This window comes from Flavobacterium chungangense LMG 26729, assembly GCF_000735715.2.
In the GTDB taxonomy this organism is placed as follows: domain Bacteria; phylum Bacteroidota; class Bacteroidia; order Flavobacteriales; family Flavobacteriaceae; genus Flavobacterium; species Flavobacterium chungangense.
The window spans coordinates 38,438-54,784 of record NZ_JASY01000012.1 but is presented as its reverse complement, the minus strand read 5'-3'; the positions used below and the strand labels follow the sequence as shown (position 1 = coordinate 54,784).

General features: G+C 33.9%; 15 protein-coding genes and 1 pseudogene. 13 read left to right on the top strand and 3 right to left on the bottom strand.

Annotation, left to right across the window (positions count from 1 at the left end):
* Positions 1–20: 20 nt before the first annotated feature.
* From JE46_RS17890 to proC, 8 genes are all read left to right on the top strand, one after another.
* Entirely contained in the window at positions 21–1,424 is a 1,404-nt protein-coding gene (locus tag JE46_RS17890; RefSeq protein WP_031456655.1) for a T9SS type A sorting domain-containing protein, read from the top strand.
* A gap of 317 nt (positions 1,425–1,741) precedes the next feature.
* The gene (gene serS / locus JE46_RS17885) at positions 1,742–3,013 is read left to right on the top strand and encodes a serine--tRNA ligase (protein ID WP_031456654.1); all 1,272 of its coding nucleotides are present in this window, start codon (positions 1,742–1,744) and stop codon (positions 3,011–3,013) included.
* 76 nt (positions 3,014–3,089) lie between these two features.
* A complete protein-coding gene (lgt, locus tag JE46_RS17880; protein WP_031456653.1) occupies positions 3,090–3,932 on the top strand; it encodes a prolipoprotein diacylglyceryl transferase in 843 nt (280 codons plus the stop codon).
* Positions 3,933–3,955: 23 nt separating this feature from the next.
* Positions 3,956–5,737 (top strand): tetratricopeptide repeat protein, encoded by a 1,782-nt coding sequence (locus JE46_RS17875; protein WP_031456652.1) that lies wholly within the window; start codon positions 3,956–3,958, stop codon positions 5,735–5,737.
* An 87-nt stretch (positions 5,738–5,824) separates the two neighbouring features.
* Positions 5,825–6,136, top strand: coding sequence for a DUF4286 family protein (locus JE46_RS17870; protein ID WP_031456651.1), 312 nt, complete (start codon positions 5,825–5,827; stop codon positions 6,134–6,136).
* A 101-nt stretch (positions 6,137–6,237) separates the two neighbouring features.
* On the top strand, positions 6,238–7,023 hold the full coding sequence (gene rsmA, locus JE46_RS17865) for a 16S rRNA (adenine(1518)-N(6)/adenine(1519)-N(6))-dimethyltransferase RsmA (RefSeq protein WP_031456650.1): 786 nt from the start codon (positions 6,238–6,240) through the stop codon (positions 7,021–7,023).
* Positions 7,007–8,356, top strand: a complete 1,350-nt coding sequence (gene mgtE, locus JE46_RS17860) for a magnesium transporter (protein WP_031456649.1) — start codon at positions 7,007–7,009, stop codon at positions 8,354–8,356. Before rsmA ends, mgtE begins: the two co-directional genes overlap by 17 nt.
* 98 nt (positions 8,357–8,454) lie before the next feature.
* The gene (proC, locus tag JE46_RS17855) at positions 8,455–9,231 is read left to right on the top strand and encodes a pyrroline-5-carboxylate reductase (protein ID WP_031456648.1); all 777 of its coding nucleotides are present in this window, start codon (positions 8,455–8,457) and stop codon (positions 9,229–9,231) included.
* 243 nt (positions 9,232–9,474) lie between these two features.
* On the opposite strand, the pseudogene JE46_RS24530 reads toward proC, so the two are convergent.
* A pseudogene (locus tag JE46_RS24530) lies at positions 9,475–9,556 on the bottom strand (c-type cytochrome); the annotation flags it as partial.
* A gap of 249 nt (positions 9,557–9,805) precedes the next feature.
* Positions 9,806–10,948, bottom strand: coding sequence for a Na+/H+ antiporter NhaA (gene nhaA, locus JE46_RS17845; RefSeq protein WP_031456646.1), 1,143 nt, complete (start codon positions 10,946–10,948; stop codon positions 9,806–9,808).
* Positions 10,949–11,093: 145 nt separating this feature from the next.
* Between nhaA and JE46_RS17840 the strand changes: the two genes are divergently transcribed.
* From JE46_RS17840 to JE46_RS17825, 4 genes are all read left to right on the top strand, one after another.
* Positions 11,094–12,041, top strand: coding sequence for a 2-hydroxyacid dehydrogenase (locus tag JE46_RS17840; protein ID WP_031456645.1), 948 nt, complete (start codon positions 11,094–11,096; stop codon positions 12,039–12,041).
* Positions 12,042–12,218: 177 nt separating this feature from the next.
* Positions 12,219–12,590: a DUF805 domain-containing protein gene (locus JE46_RS17835; RefSeq protein ID WP_031456644.1), complete on the top strand. Its 372-nt coding sequence runs from the start codon at positions 12,219–12,221 to the stop codon at positions 12,588–12,590.
* Positions 12,591–12,608: 18 nt separating this feature from the next.
* Positions 12,609–12,992: a DUF4234 domain-containing protein gene (locus tag JE46_RS17830; protein ID WP_031456643.1), complete on the top strand. Its 384-nt coding sequence runs from the start codon at positions 12,609–12,611 to the stop codon at positions 12,990–12,992.
* A complete protein-coding gene (locus tag JE46_RS17825) occupies positions 12,967–13,431 on the top strand; it encodes a DUF2752 domain-containing protein (RefSeq protein WP_031456642.1) in 465 nt (154 codons plus the stop codon). Before JE46_RS17830 ends, JE46_RS17825 begins: the two co-directional genes overlap by 26 nt.
* A gap of 50 nt (positions 13,432–13,481) precedes the next feature.
* Here the strand turns inward: JE46_RS17825 and JE46_RS17820 are convergent, their stop codons facing one another.
* A complete protein-coding gene (locus tag JE46_RS17820) occupies positions 13,482–15,290 on the bottom strand; it encodes a GNAT family N-acyltransferase (protein ID WP_031456641.1) in 1,809 nt (602 codons plus the stop codon).
* Positions 15,291–15,405: 115 nt separating this feature from the next.
* On the opposite strand from JE46_RS17820, the gene JE46_RS17815 reads away from it, so the two are divergent.
* Positions 15,406–16,167 carry an exodeoxyribonuclease III gene (locus JE46_RS17815; protein WP_031456640.1) on the top strand — a complete coding sequence of 254 codons (762 nt, stop codon included), beginning with the start codon at positions 15,406–15,408 and terminating at the stop codon, positions 16,165–16,167.
* Positions 16,168–16,347: the final 180 nt, after the last annotated feature.

Genomic DNA, 16,347 nt, shown 5'->3' with positions numbered 1-16,347 from the left:
AAAACGATAACCTATAAATTATGTATAAAAAAATAGTATTTGCCTTTATGCTTTTCCCTGCCTTGTTATTGGCTCAGGGTTACGATAAATCTAATAGAGTTACCCGTTATTTTTATGATGATCAGGTACCTTCAATAGAGATTTGGTATGGTACGGATAACATTAAAGACAGCATTAAAACATATTATCCAAACGGAAATTTGAACGAGGTTTTTTATCATGATGAAAAGGGCAGGAAAAATTCGAATTGTTTTCAATATAACAGACAAGGGGAGAAACTCGTTACCTGGAATTTTTTGCACGGAAAACTGCTCAGCAGAATCGATCATAAACTGCCTTTTAATAAAGATAGTGAAGAGGCAACAGAAAAAATGCTCAAATCACTTACAGAACTGAATCTAAAAACGAATTATAACCCGACAAATATCAAAGATATTTCAACAAGGGGCTATCTAAGGGCCCGCCTTGGAAATAAAACTTTAGCGCTCGAGGATTTAAAAAGAGCCGAATTTCTGATAAATAAAAAACCTAAAGATACTACTAAAGTGGTTTCAGAATCTATAAAGGCAAGCAGAGAAAAATTCAAAAGCTCCCTTTATGATGTACTGGCAAATACCTATATGAGCCTTGAAATGGAAAATCCTGCATTTCAGTATTTTTACAAAGCAATGATTTGTGCTCCGTATGATTATCGAATTTTATACAATTTTGCTAATTATTTACAACTAAGAAAATCCAATGATCTGGCACGATATTATTTAGAAAAAATTATAAAAGAAAAGCCGGAACATGGTCATGCCAGATGGGGGATTGCTAAATTATATTCGGATTTAGGAGAGTATGATAAGGCAATGGAAAATATTGAAATTGCTTTTAAGAAAGAAAAAACAATAATAGATCATTCATCAGATTACGGTGGAAGGGATTTAAAAACAACAAGAGGTTTGCTTTACCATAAATTAGGAGAATCTGAAAAAGGGATTAAAGATCTCAAAGAAGCTTTGGAAATGGATAAAAACAATTCCTATGCAATGAAAAATCTTGGAATTATTTATTTGGAACAGAATAAATATAACGAAGCATGTCAGTTATTTACAAAAGCAAAAGAGCTGAATTATACCTTAATGTTTGATGAAAATGATTTGGATCTACTATTAGAAAGCGCCTGCAATAATATTCAGCGCGAAACAGTTCAAAAACAAGCAGCGTATGTTTTTCCTAATCCTGCAGTTTCTGTGATTTCAATTGAGAATTTCAATTCTAAAAACTTTGATTATTCATTCTTTGATTTCGAATCTAATCCAATCCTGAACGGAAAAAGTACAAATGGATCAATTGATGTTTCAGGCTTACCTTCAGGATTTTATATTCTTAAAATTTCAAACAGAGAATCTTCAGAAACATTTAAAGTGATTAAGGAATAACATTTTCTAAAATCGGACTTAACTAAAATGGATTTTACAATTGAAAAAATAGGTAATACCGAGTATAAAAACATACAAAAGCGTTATCAGCAAATTAACCGTATGAAAAAATAAAAAAGCTGTTTTTTCGTCTTTGGGAAAATTCATTTTGATCTTCTTTAATAAAAAACCTGACAAATCTCTGTCTAACCTTGGTAAAACTTTGCGAAACAACCTTTATAATGCATTTTTCCCTTAAAAGTTTGTCGTAATCTTAGGAAACATTTCCTTAAATTTGCTTCCGTTATAAAAAATACAATAGTTATAAAAACCAAGCTATGTTACAAATCGCATTTATTAGAGAAAATCAGGAGAAAGTAATCAAGGCTTTAGCAAAACGAAATATCGATGCTAAAAGCGTTGTTGAAGAGGTGGTGCAATTAGACGAAAATCGTCGCGCAACACAGGCAGAATTAGACAATACTTTAGCTGAATCTAATAAATTATCCAAGGATATTGGTGAATTAATGAAAGCGGGAGAGAAATCAAAAGCCGCAATCTTAAAAGAGAAAACAGTTTCACTAAAAGAAAAAAGTAAAGAATTAGGTGAAAAAGCAGAAGCTTTAGCTACCGAATTAACGAATAAATTATATACATTACCTAATCTTCCTGCTGATATTGTTCCGGAAGGGAAAACGCCCGAAGAAAATCTAAATGTTTTTGAAGAAGGTGATATTCCGGTTTTACATGAAGGCGCACAACCTCACTGGGAATTGGTGAAAAAATACGATATCATCGATTTTGAATTGGGTGTAAAAATTACTGGTGCAGGTTTTCCGGTTTACAAAGGAAAAGGTGCCCGTTTACAGCGTGCTTTAATCAATTATTTTTTAGATAAAAATACGGCTGCAGGTTACAACGAAGTTCAGGTGCCTCATTTGGTAAACGAAGCTTCAGGTTACGGAACAGGACAACTACCGGACAAAGAAGGACAAATGTATCATTCAACGATTGATGATTTATACTTGATTCCAACGGCTGAGGTTCCGGTTACAAATTTGTTCCGCGACGTACTTTTGACAGAAACGGAATTACCTGTTTTATATACAGCTTACACCCCATGTTTCCGTCGTGAGGCAGGTTCTTATGGAGCGCATGTACGCGGATTAAATCGTTTGCACCAATTTGATAAAGTTGAAATTGTACGCGTTGAACATCCTGATAAGTCTTACGAAGCACTTGACGGAATGGTAGAACATGTAAAAAATATTTTAAAAGAGTTAAAATTACCATACAGAATTTTACGTTTGTGTGGCGGTGATATGGGTTTCACTTCGGCTTTGACATATGATTTCGAAGTATTTTCTACCGCACAAGATCGCTGGTTAGAGATTAGCTCTGTATCTAACTTTGAGACTTTCCAGGCAAATCGTTTGAAATTACGTTTCAAAGATAAAGACGGAAAAAACCAATTGGCTCATACGCTTAATGGAAGTTCATTAGCTTTACCAAGAGTTTTGGCCGGTATTTTAGAAAATTACCAAACTCCGGAAGGAATTGTAATCCCTGAAGTTTTACGTCCTTACTGCGGATTTGATATTATAAATTAATTATATAGTAATTAGCTAAACCTAACAGGTTTCCAAAACCTGTTAGGTTTTCTTTTTTACAATAAACAATGGAAAAATGAGTGGAATATTAAACTGGAATGTCGATCCTGTTATTTTTTGGATAACAGATACTTTTCCTCTAAAATATTATGGAGCATTTTTTGCTGCCGGACTCCTGCTTGGTTTTTATATTGTTAGAAATATTTATAAAAAAGAAAATGTATCTTTAGAAAGTCTGGATAGTTTGCTGATTTATGTTATTGTTGGTACAGTACTTGGAGCCAGGCTTGGACATTGTTTTTTTTATGAACTGTCTTATTTTATTCAACATCCGATAGAAATACTTTTGCCAATTCAAAAAGTTAAAGGTTCTTATGAATTTGTTGGTTTTCAGGGTTTGGCAAGTCACGGTGGAACTATTGGCGTTTTAATTGCGATACTGTTATACTGCAAAAAACACAAAGTACAACTGCTGTGGATCTTAGACAGAATGGCCGTTGCCGTTCCCATTACAGCTGCTTTTATCAGGTTTGGTAATTTCATGAATTCAGAAATTTACGGGAAACCAACTAATGGAAAGTGGGGAGTAATATTTCAAAGAGATGATTTGATTCCCAGACATCCAACGCAGTTATATGAGGCATTCTCGTATTTGTTTATTTTTGGTTTCTTGTTTTTTATGTTCCGATCACAAAAAATAAAAGAACGAGAGGGACTGATTTTTGGTTTTTTCCTGACTTTATTGTTTCTGGCTCGTTTTATAATTGAATTCTTCAAAGAAAATCAGGAAGTTTTTGAAAACAATATGCCAATTAATATGGGACAGATTTTAAGCATTCCCTTTATTTTAATTGGATTAACTTTGATAATCTGGAAATCAAAGCAAAAAAGGAATACATTGAAATTTGATAATGCTTAAAGTTAGCTTCTAAAAACCGAAATATGAAAAACATCTGTATCTATATCGTTTTGTTGTGGTCTACTTTTGTATTCTCCCAAAATGAGCAGCTCGCTCAATATTATTATGATAAAGGTGATTTCGAAAAAGCAAAGATCAGTTATGAAGAGCTTTTAAAAAGTGTACCATCCAATACACAGTATTTTTTAAGAACAGTTGAATGTTATCAACAGCTGCAGCAATTTGCCAATGCTGATAAAGCCATTCAGGAAAGGTATAATAGATATAAACAGGGTGTTTTTTTAGTCGAATTAGGATATAATTTTCAATTACAGAAAAACGAATCTAAAGCTAAGAATTATTATGATCAGGCTATCGAAAAAATAAAAACGAATCCGAATGATGTTTACGGAGTTGCGAATTCTTTCGAGAAAAAAGTATTGCTTGAATATGCCTTGAAATCCTACCAAACTGCAATGCAGGTGCAGCCCAATTACAATTTTAATTTCCAGATTGGAATGTTGTACGGGCAATTAGGCAAAACCGATTTAATGATCGATCTTTTACTGACAGAATCATTTCAAAATCCACAAAATTCAAATCTGATACAGGCACAATTATCCCGTTTTATGAACGGTGAAAATGATAATACGGCTTTTAAAGATGCTATGCGTAAGGCTCTAATTCTGAAAACACAACAAAATCAGGATGTATTTTGGAACCATTATCTAAGTTGGTTTTATGTACAGCAGAAAGAATTTGGAAAAGCTTTTATTCAGGAAAAAGCCATTTATAAACGTGAACCGGAATCGTTGACAAGTATAGTTAATCTAAGTCAGTTTGCACTGAATGAAAATGATACTGAAACGGCTACTGAAATTTTGAATTTTATTTTACAGAATACCAAAGATTTAAATTTACTGATTCAGACCAATGCTAATTTGATGCAAATTAAAATTGATAAGGCGCAGGAAAAGGATTACCCGGGCATCACTATCGAATTGGAACATTTGCTTGCAACTTACGGAATAACTCCTTTTACCTTATCTTTGCAAATAATTCAGGGGCATTTCCTGGCTTTTAATTTAAAAAAGACAGAAGAAGGCAAGGCAGTTGTGAAAAAAGCCTTAGAGCTTAATTTGAATGAGTATCAGAAAGCAGATGCCAAAATGGAATTGGGTGATATTTTACTTTTGGAAGAAAAATACAATCAGGCATTGATTTATTATTCCCAAATTCAATTGGATTTGAAGAATGATGTGATGTCTCATGAAGCAAGTTTAAAAGCAGCAAAAGCAAGTTATTTTAAAACAGATTTTGAATGGGCTTTAAAGCAATTCAAGGAATTAAAGTCGGCCAATACACAATTAATTGCAAATGATGCCCTGGAATATTTTTTGCTGATCAATGACAACACAGTTGCTGATTCGACACAAACGGCTTTGAAGCAATTTGCAAAAGGTGATTTTTTAATTTATCAGAATAAACAACAAGAGGCAATTATACAGTTTCAGAATATTTTGAAGTCTTTCAAGGGACAGGAAATTGAAGCTGTAACAATGTTGCGTTTAGGTAAAATATATGAAAGCCTGAAAGATTATAATTCGGCTTTAAGCCAATACCAGCAAATCATTGACCATCATAGCGACGGAATTTATGTAGATGAAGCGCTGTTTTTTTCGGCAGAAATTTACAACGATGAATTAAAAGATACAGAAAAAGCAAAACCTTTGTATGAAAAGGTGATTTTTAATCATCAGGATAGTATTTACTTTGTTGATGCCAGAAAAAAATACCGCGAGTTAAGAGGAGACAAGAATTTATAAAAATAGATTTTTGGATTATTAGAAAGTTAGATCATTAGATGTCTAACAATCTAAGATGTCTAACAATCTAATAATCTAAGAAAAAAAATGATTATTTACAACGTTACCACCAATATACACGAAAGCGTTCATGACCAATGGTTAAAATGGATGCAGGAAAAACATATACCGGAAATTCTGGCTACAAACAAGTTTTCTTCAGCACGAATCGTAAAAGTTTTGATTGAAGAAGACATGGGGGGAATTACATATTCTGTTCAGTATTTTACAGACAGCAAAGCAACTTTAGAGAAATATTATCTTGAAGATGCACCAAAATTTCGTCAGGAAGCCCAGGAATTGTTTGCCGATAAAATGCTTTCTTTCAGAACCGAATTAGAAGTGATCTCGGAACATTAAAATAGATAGTTAGATTTTTAAACTTCTTAGACAGTTAGAACCTTTTTCTAAAAATCTAAGAAGTCTAACGATCTAATAAGTCTAACAATCTAAAAGAAATAATGGAAAAAGTAAAAGCCAAAAAACATTTAGGACAACACTTCCTGAAAGACGAAAGTATCGCAAAAGCAATTGCTGATACTCTGAGTTTACAGGGGTACGATGAGGTTTTAGAAATAGGGCCGGGAATGGGTGTGCTGACTAAATATTTGCTTGACAAACCAATTAACACACACGTAATCGAGATTGATACGGAATCTGTAGTGTATTTGGGTGAAAATTATCCAAAATTAAAAGACAAGATTATCTCTCAGGATTTCCTGAAATACAATATTAATGAGGTTTACGAAAACAAGCAATTTGCCATTATCGGAAACTTCCCTTATAATATTTCGACACAGATCGTTTTTAGGACTTTAGAATTTAAACATCAGATTCCGGAATTTTCGGGGATGTTTCAAAAAGAAGTTGCTGAGCGAATCTGCGAGAAAAAGGGCTCTAAAGCTTACGGAATCTTGTCCGTTTTAGCACAGGCTTTCTATGATACTGAGTATCTGTTCACTGTTGACGAAAATGTTTTTATTCCTCCGCCCAAGGTAAAATCGGGTGTGATGAAAATGACCCGAAAGGAAGATTATAGCCTTCCTTGTGGTGAGAAGTTGTTCTTTACGGTAGTGAAAACTGCTTTTCAGCAAAGACGAAAAACATTACGTAACAGTTTGAAAACATTAAATTTAACTGATAATTTGCGATTAGACACTATCTTTGATAAACGTCCCGAGCAACTAAGTGTAGATGAATTTATTGAACTGACTCAAAAGATAGAAGCCGATGGAGTTCAAAGTTAGCAAAGAATTAATACATCAATTAGAAGAGCACATTGTTCACAAAAACGACAAAGAACTTGAAGTTTTACTTAACGATCTGCACCATGCCGATATTGCCGAAATCCTCGATGAACTGGATTTTGACGAGGCAACCTATATTTTTAAGGTTTTAGATAGTGATAAAACCGCAGAAATTCTTCTTGAACTGGAAGATGATTTGCGGGAGAATATCTTAAGCCGACTTTCGCCAAAAGAGATTGCAGAAGAGCTTGATGAGCTCGAAACTAATGATGCGGCAGATATTATTGCCGAACTTTCGCAGGAAATTAAAGCCGAAGTAATCTCGGAGTTAATTGATGTTGAACACGCAAAAGACATTGTTGATTTATTGCGTTACGACGAAAACTCGGCCGGAGGTTTGATGGGAAAGGAGCTGGTAAAAGTCAATGAGAATTGGAATGTACTGACTTGTGTGAAAGAAATGCGTATTCAGGCCGAAAATGTGTCCAGAGTACATTCAATTTATGTGGTTGATGATGAAAATCGCTTAAAAGGAAGATTATCACTTAAAGATTTATTGACAACTTCAACCAAAACCCAGATTGGAGATATTTATATTCGAAAATTAAATTTTGTAAACGTAGATACTGAAGATGTTGAGGTAGCACGTATCATGCAAAAATACGATTTGGAAGCTATTCCGGTTGTAGATGAATTGGGTCGTCTTGTTGGTAGAATTACAATTGATGATATCGTAGACGTAATCAAGGACGAAGCTGATAAAGATTACCAGTTAGCGGCGGGTATTACACAGGACGTTGAATCAAATGACAGTGTTTTAGAATTAACAAAAGCACGTTTACCCTGGCTTTTAATTGGAATGGTAATCGAAATAGTAGCTTCTTTTGTTTTAAAAGGAAATGAAGAAACATTTCAAACCTATTCAACCTTAATTATTTTTGTGCCTTTGCTTTCGGCAACAGCAGGAAACATAGGCGTTCAGGCTTCAGCAATCGTAGTTCAGGGGCTTGCAAACGGAACGTTGAAAGAATTTAGCCGTGGTTATTTTACCAAAGAAATTACGGTTTCGATGATTTCAGGAAGTATTATTTCATTGCTTTTACTTGGATATCATTCCATTATGTATCAACAGTACTTAGTAGGTCTGGCAATTTCAATTTCGATGATTGTAGTGATTTTATTTGCTGCAACTTTGGGAACTTTGGTGCCGCTTTTCCTTCATAAAAATAAAATAGATCCCGCTATTGCAACGGGTCCGTTTATCACAACAACCAATGATGTTTTTGGGATTATGCTCTATTTTGGAGTTGCCAAACTGATTCTTGGATTTTAAGTTTTGCAACAAATTAATAGATTGGAGTGATTTAAGATCTTTAAAATCTGTGTAATTTGGGGCTTGAAAAATACGCTATTAATCAGCAATAAATAAGCATGAAAGTACATATTATAGGGGGAGGAAATCTAGGGGTTTCTGTTGCCGTGGGGATTGCAAAATTTTCAAAAAATAACCAGGTTACCGTTACTAGAAGAAACACTGCGAGTATTCAGTATTTAACAGAATTAGGAATTACCGTTTCATCTGATAACAAGCATAATATCCAAGAAGCCGATGTAGTAATTCTGACTATAAAACCGTATCAGGTGGATACTGTTCTGGCAGAGATTTTACCGGTTGTTCAGGGAAAAACCATTGCATCTGCAGTAAGCGGTTTGTCTTTGGAAATGCTTCAGTCAAAAACGAATAATGAATATCCGGTAGTGAGAATCATGCCGAATATTGCTGCACAATTTGGAGAATCAGCTACTTGTATTTCTTTTCCTGAAAAAGACAGAGAGAAGGCTTTGCCAATCGTAGATTTGTTTCAGGATTTAGGGACTGCTCCGGTTATTGACGAAAAACTAATGGACGCTGCAACTGTTTTAGGTGCTTGTGGAACCGCTTATGCTTTAAGATATATTCGTGCTTCGATGCAGGCCGGTATCGAAATTGGATTTGATTCTCAGACAGCTTTGGCAATTGCGGCACAAACTGTAAAAGGAGCAGCAAAAATGTTGTTGGAAGAGAAAGTGCATCCGGAACAGTTAATCGACCGTGTAACAACTCCTCAGGGCTGTACAATTGTAGGTTTAAATGAAATGGAACACAATGGTTTCAGTTCATCTTTAATAAAAGGAATTAAAACTTCTTTGAAACAAATCAAGGGATAGTTTTTAAAAGAAATTCCAATATAAAAAATTCCAAATATCAATTATTATTGAGTTTGGAATTTTTTGCTTTTAGAGTTTAATATTGTGTTTTTGAACAATAATCTATTAGGAAAGTAAGATTTTCTTGATTGAGAACATCTTTAAACATTGTTCGATGATAATCTATTCCTAAGTTTTCAATTTTGTTACTGTCGATTCTGTGATTTTTTATGAGCATCCATTTTACAAAAACTAAAGAATCAATATTACGAAGTGCTGGTCCAGTACTCTTGGCATCTAGTTTGTGGCAGGCAGCACAATTGGAGTTAAAAATCTCTTTTCCTTTGTATCGGCTTCCTGTTAATTCAAAAGATTGAGTTCCACAAAAAGGAACGGGAATTTGACAATTCAGATCAGGACTTGTGGAATTATATTTTATTTGATAAAGTATTACCCCTACCAGTAATATTATAAGAGATAGTGATACAGTAAGGATTTGTCTGGTTCTTTTCATTTTTCTCAATTACAAGTTCTGGTTTTTATTAGTACAGGCATAAATTGCAGGAATGTGTCGAAAAATTAAATGGATTTCATATTAAGCTCTTTTCTTTGATAAAATAAACTTCAAATAAACAAATCCGAAAATACCCGAAATCACAGAAGCAATCAGAATCGCAATTTTAGAAAAAACAATGATTTCAGGATCTTTAAAGGCTAAAACAGTAATAAAGATTGACATCGTAAAACCAATTCCGCCAAGCATTCCGGCACCTAATATGTGGGACCATTTTAACTTTTTTGGTAAAACACAAAAACCGGCGTTTACTCCAATAAAGGAAAAAAGTAAAATTCCTAAAGGTTTCCCGACAACTAATCCTAAAACAATTCCGAATGTGTTTGTATGGTTTAAACCTTCATGCCAATCAGATTCTATGGTGATGCATGTATTTGCAATAGCAAATAATGGCAAAATCAGAAACGCTACAGGTTTGTGTAAAAAGTGCTGTAGTTTATAGGATGATGATTTTTTACCGCCATCTCCAAACGGAATTACAAATGCTAATATAACCCCGGTAATGGTTGCGTGAACTCCTGAAGTCAGCATGAAATACCACATCGCAGTTCCGCCAATTAAATATGGAATCAGGTTATGAATTTTCATTCTGTTCAAAACAAATAAAAGTCCCCAGATTCCTAAGGCAATAGCAAGATTTATAAAAGCAATTGAAGACGTATAAAAAATAGCAATTACGATAATAGCACCTAAATCATCAATAACTGCCAATGCTGTTAGAAATACTTTTAGTGATACTGGGACTTTATTTCCTAATAGGGATAAAATTCCAATAGCAAATGCAATATCAGTTGCCATTGGTATTCCGGCTCCTTTTTGAGTAGCAGTTCCGTAGTTAAGTGCTAAAAATAATGCTGCTGGGACCAACATTCCTCCTAATGCAGCGATCATTGGTAAAGATGCATTTTTGATACTTGACAATTCACCATGATAAATTTCCCGCTCCAGTTCTAATCCAATCAGTAAAAAGAAAATGGTCATCAAACCATCATTAATCCAGTGATTGATAGAGTGTCCACCCCAATTTTTCCCCCACAGTGCAATATAATCTGTCTGAAATGATGAATTGGCCAGTGTAAGCGAAAGAATAGTAACAAAAAGTAATAAGAGTCCTCCCGATTTTTCGTTTTCAAAAAAAGCTTTAAATGTTTTGGTCAATTTCATTTGAGATGAGTTGTATTGCAGTAAGGAGTTGTTTTCAAAGTTAAAAAAAATAGGTCAATAAAAACCTGCGTTTATCAGTTTGAAACAATCTCAATTAAAAAATAAAGAATAAACTGTATTTTTGTTTTATCTAAATTTAAAAATAATGAGCATAAAAATTCTACATATCGATAGCAATCATCCCACTCTCTGGAAGCAATTAGAAGAGGCCGGTTTTGAAAATCATTCTGATTTTGCATCTTCAAAAGAAGAGATTGAAGCCAAAATTCAGGATTATAACGGAATCATAATCCGAAGCCGTTTTAAAATTGACAAACAATTTATCGATAAAGCTGTTAACCTTCAGTTTATTGCCAGGGTAGGAGCAGGACTAGAAAGTATTGATTGCGATTACGCATTAGATAAGGATATTCATTTGATTGCTGCTCCTGAAGGTAATTGCAACGCTGTTGCAGAACATACTTTAGGGATGATTTTGTCACTTTTTAATAAACTAAATCAGGCAGACAGCGAAATCCGATCTGGTGCATGGAATCGTGAAAGTAACCGCGGATATGAACTAGACGGAAAAACAGTCGGAATTATTGGATATGGTAATATGGGGAAAGCCTTTGCTAAAAAGCTCCGTGGTTTTGATGTAGAGGTATTGTGTTATGATATTGTGGATAACATGGGAGATGAAAATGCAAAACAGGTTTCATTACAGGAATTACAGAAAAAAACAGATGTTTTGAGTCTGCATATTCCATGGACACCGGACACAGACAAAATGATCGATCTGAATTTTATTAATGCATTTGCAAAGCCGTTCTGGATTATTAATACATCTCGTGGTAAAAATATAGTGACGGCAGATTTAGTTGAAGCCATGAAATCTGAAAAGGTTTTAGGAGCTGGTTTAGATGTATTGGAATATGAGAAATTATCTTTTGAGACCCTTTTTCAGGATAAAAATACTCCAGAAGCTTTTCAGTATCTCTTAGATGGTAAAAAAGTGATTCTGACTCCTCATATTGCCGGATGGACATTTGAAAGCCATGAACGTTTAGCCCAAGTAATTGTAGATAAAATAAAAGCTCTGTATGTAAAATAACAGGCCCGTTAAGTTTTAGGTTTTAATAACAGGTTTTTTCTGTAAAATATATTTTGCAGAATTAGTTTTTGAAGTTATTTTTTTTTAATATTGTTGCTAAATTTAACAAAATTTTAAATTAAGGAGGAACTGAAAATCCTAAAAAAGAGTAGGGACTAACTAATTAAATTATTAATTATGATTGAATGGTACAAAAAAGTAGTTTTTGAAAATTATGCAAATTTTAATGGAAGAGCAAGAAGAAAAGAATATTGGATGTTTTTTTTAATGCATATAATTATTGTCTTTGTATTAGCTTTTGTTGCCGGATTAATTTCACCAGCTTTAATGATAATAATAAATATTTATAGTTTAGCGGTTCTTGTTCCTATAATTGGGGTAGGTGTTAGGAGAATGCATGATGTAGGTAAAAGTGGATGGTTTATTCTTATCCCTATATATAGCTTAATATTGGCTTGTACAGAAGGAGATAAAGGGACTAATGAGTACGGACCAGATCCTAAAAATGATTTTAGTGAAATCAATGAAATTGGAAATATTGAAGCATAATTTTGTTAACTTATAGATATGGAAACTACAAAGCCAGAAGAATGGAATAATTCAAATCCTGAAATACCGGTATTTAAGGTTGACCCAATTATGGTATTAGTCTTCGGATTTTTAACTTGCGGATTATATTTGATTTACTGGAATATTAAAGTTGCAGAAGTTTTTAATACAGTGGCTAAAAGAGAAGTTATTTCTCAGCCAATTGCAATCTTTGCCGGATGTTGTATGCCTATAAATATTTACTTCTATTATTTAGCAGGTAAAGAGGCTTTGCCAAAAGTATACGAACAAACAGGTGAACTTCAAAAAGATCAATCAACTTTATTAATCCTTTTAGGTTTCTTTTTTCCTATAGCCGCAGCAATGATCGTACAAGGTGACATCAACAGATTGTATAAATAATAATAGAATAAAACGTAAAATTTACGGAATTATCGGTGCATTAATAACACTGATAGTTCCGTTTTTTTTAATGCTGCAAAACCATAATAATCATTTAGAATCGGATCAGTCTTTATGTCCTTTTAAAATGCTTACCGGATTTCCTTGTCCGGGTTGCGGTATAACTAAATCGTTGGTATACTTTTATCAGGGAGATATTTATAAAAGTATTAGCTATCATATTTTAGGCCCGTTTGTAATTCTTTTTTGCTGCCTGACAATTATTGTACTGACAGTAGAGATAATTAATAAAAAAGAATACTTTACCACTCTTTTGTACAATAAAAAATTAGCTTATAATCTGGCTTATTTTCTGGCTATTTATCACTTTGTAAGATTGATAGTTTTTATTGCAAACCATTCTTTTGATGCTATTTTGCATCAGTCTGTCTGGTTTTAAAACATAAAAAAATCCCAACCTTAGTTGGGATTTTTTTATGTTTTTCTTTATTAATTAATGTCCTCTTTCTCAGCTAATTTACGCTCCAGTTCAATCTGAAACTCTTCTATTACAGGTTTCATCGTGCTTTCAGGGATATCTGCAATCCTGATGTACATTAAACCATCGACGGCATTATTAAACAACGGATCAACATTAAAAGCTACTACTCGCGCATTTTGTTTGATATATTTTTTGATTAATACCGGTAAACGCAAGTTCCCTGGTTCCAGTTCATCAATAATTTTATCAAATTTGTTAAGGTCTGATTCTGCTTCATCAAAAATAAAATCTTTGTCAGCATCTTTCAGTTTCACCTTATAAGCCTTTTTCGGATGAATATACTGAGCGATATAAGGATCATAATAGTTTGACTTCATAAATTCAATCATCAGCGATTTTGAGAAGTCAGAGAACTGGTTACTGATGCTTACGCCACCCAATAAATATTTATGTTCAGGATAACGCAAAGTCGTATGAATAATTCCTTTCCATAGTAAGAACAATGGCATAGGTTTTTGTTGGTATTCTTTGACGATAAACGCACGACCCATTTCTATTGATTTATGCATCATATCATGCAACTCCGGTTCAAATCTAAAAAGATCGTTCAGGTAGAAGCCTTCAATTCCGTATTTTGGGTAAATTTCAGAGCCTAATCCCATACGGTAAGCACCCGCAATTTTTTTAGTATCCTCATCCCACAAAAACATATGATGGTAATACTGGTCAAACTGGTCTAGATCTATTGATTCATTGGTTCCTTCACCTACTTCACGAAAAGTAATTTCGCGTAAACGGCCAATTTCATGCAAAATATTCGGAATCGATTTTGCTCTTGCAAAAAAGACTTCGTAATTTTTACTTTGCAATAAACGACAGTCACTGTTTCGTAAAGCATCTACTTCAGCAATCATTTTTGCTTCATTTGCAGGAGTAGCAATTTTTTTAGGTGCTTTCGTAATTTTTAAATTAGCCGTATCCAGTAACTTATGATCTTTTTCAAAAGGATTGGCCAGCATATAGGTTTTCTTTCTTAAAAACTCAGAGTATTCTTCAAACGATTCAATTTCGTTTTGTTCGTTTACTGAAATTGGTTTGCCGATACGAACCTTAATAACCCGGTCTTTTTGAGTAAGCAATTCCGATGGTAATTTTGCAGTACGCAAAGTATCATCAATTTTAGAAAGCCAATAGAACAATCTGCTGTTTTTGGCATGAAAATAAATCGGGACAACCGGAACTTTTGCTTTTCTGATCAGTTTTAAAGCCCCTTCTTCCCAAGGTTTATCAACTACTAATTTACCGTCTTTATAAGTCGAAACTTCTCCGGCAGGGAAAATTCCCAATGGTTTTCCGTCACTTAAATGGCGTAAAGTTTCCTTGATTCCAACTACACTTGATTTAGCGTCCTTATGATTTTCAAAAGGATTAACCGGCATAATGTATTTTTTAAGCGGAACAATTCGGTGCAATAAAAAATTGGCAATAATCTTGAAATTTGGTTCTCTTTCGAGCATTAATTTCAAAAGCAAAATACCATCAATTCCTCCAAGCGGATGATTAGAAATGGTAATGTAAGCGCCATCTTTTGGTAATCGTTTTAAATCTTCTTCAGGAATTTCAAATTTGATTTCCATTTCATCTAAAATTCCATTCAAAAAAGGAACGTCTTCAAGATGTTTATTGTGGTCGTAAATTTTATTAAGGGTCGATATCTTAAGAACCTTCATAAGAATCCAGCCAGAAAAAGTACCAAAAACTCCGTACTTATCTACATTTATTGCCTTTGCAACTTCTTTTGCGGTAACTAAACCCATTTACTATTTTTAATTTATTAGAACAGCGAACAAAGATAACAAAAAACTCTACTTTTAGTGTTTGTTATGTAAACTTTCCGCATTTTTATTACTTTTGAAAATCTAAAAAAATCGAATGAAAATTATTTCTTATAATGTAAACGGAATACGTGCTGCTATTTCAAAAGGCTTTATCAACTGGCTTCAACAGGCTAATCCTGATGTAATTTGTCTTCAGGAAATTAAGGCTACTCAGGAGCAGATTCCCACAGAAGATATTACTGCTGCGGGTTATCCGTACCAATATTATTATCCGGCTACCAAAAAAGGATACAGCGGTGTAGCTATTTTATCTAAAACAGAACCTAATCAGGTTGTTTATGGAACCGGAATACACCATATGGATTTCGAAGGACGAAATCTTCGAGCTGATTTTGATGATGTATCTGTAATGAGTTTGTACCTTCCTTCAGGAACAAACATAGAAAGGTTAGACCATAAATTTATGTTTATGGATGATTTTCAAGTCTATGTAAATGAATTAAGGACTACAATCCCTAATATAATTATTTGTGGAGATTACAATATTTGCCACGAAGCAATCGATATTCATGATCCGGTCCGCAACAAAACAGTATCGGGATTTTTGCCTCAGGAACGTGCCTGGCTGGACGGATTTATGAAGTCCGGTTTTATCGACAGTTTCCGTCATTTCAACAAAGATCCGCATCATTATACGTGGTGGAGTTACCGCGCCGGAGCAAGAGGAAATAACAAAGGATGGCGTATCGATTACAATTTGGTAAGCGAACCTTTAGAGCACAGATTAAAGCGTGCCGTAATCCTTCCGGATGCCATACATTCAGACCATTGTCCGGTTTTAGTCGAAATCGAGTAATTTTGGTATTGTTATTGTTAGAAAAAGTTCAGTTTTAAGTCAAAATAATTGTCATGCTGAGAGGAGTCGAAGCTTTAAGATTAAAAGTAAGGAGCTAATTCCTGCTTTTCACTGCAATCTTTTTGTTTTTAAAGAAAAAACAAAAAGGATTTCCGTTTCAATCAGGGCTAGGACTTCACG

Coding starts and splice junctions, on each gene's coding strand:
- JE46_RS17870 (WP_031456651.1), top strand. CDS start 5,825: ATGATTATTTACAACGTTACCACCAATATACACGAAAGCGTTCATGAC.
- JE46_RS17835 (WP_031456644.1), top strand. CDS start 12,219: ATGATTGAATGGTACAAAAAAGTAGTTTTTGAAAATTATGCAAATTTT.
- JE46_RS17840 (WP_031456645.1), top strand. CDS start 11,094: ATGAGCATAAAAATTCTACATATCGATAGCAATCATCCCACTCTCTGG.
- JE46_RS17830 (WP_031456643.1), top strand. CDS start 12,609: ATGGAAACTACAAAGCCAGAAGAATGGAATAATTCAAATCCTGAAATA.
- nhaA (WP_031456646.1), bottom strand. CDS start 10,948: ATGAAATTGACCAAAACATTTAAAGCTTTTTTTGAAAACGAAAAATCG.
- JE46_RS17815 (WP_031456640.1), top strand. CDS start 15,406: ATGAAAATTATTTCTTATAATGTAAACGGAATACGTGCTGCTATTTCA.
- lgt (WP_031456653.1), top strand. CDS start 3,090: ATGAGTGGAATATTAAACTGGAATGTCGATCCTGTTATTTTTTGGATA.
- JE46_RS17890 (WP_031456655.1), top strand. CDS start 21: ATGTATAAAAAAATAGTATTTGCCTTTATGCTTTTCCCTGCCTTGTTA.
- serS (WP_031456654.1), top strand. CDS start 1,742: ATGTTACAAATCGCATTTATTAGAGAAAATCAGGAGAAAGTAATCAAG.
- rsmA (WP_031456650.1), top strand. CDS start 6,238: ATGGAAAAAGTAAAAGCCAAAAAACATTTAGGACAACACTTCCTGAAA.
- JE46_RS17820 (WP_031456641.1), bottom strand. CDS start 15,290: ATGGGTTTAGTTACCGCAAAAGAAGTTGCAAAGGCAATAAATGTAGAT.
- JE46_RS17875 (WP_031456652.1), top strand. CDS start 3,956: ATGAAAAACATCTGTATCTATATCGTTTTGTTGTGGTCTACTTTTGTA.
- proC (WP_031456648.1), top strand. CDS start 8,455: ATGAAAGTACATATTATAGGGGGAGGAAATCTAGGGGTTTCTGTTGCC.
- mgtE (WP_031456649.1), top strand. CDS start 7,007: ATGGAGTTCAAAGTTAGCAAAGAATTAATACATCAATTAGAAGAGCAC.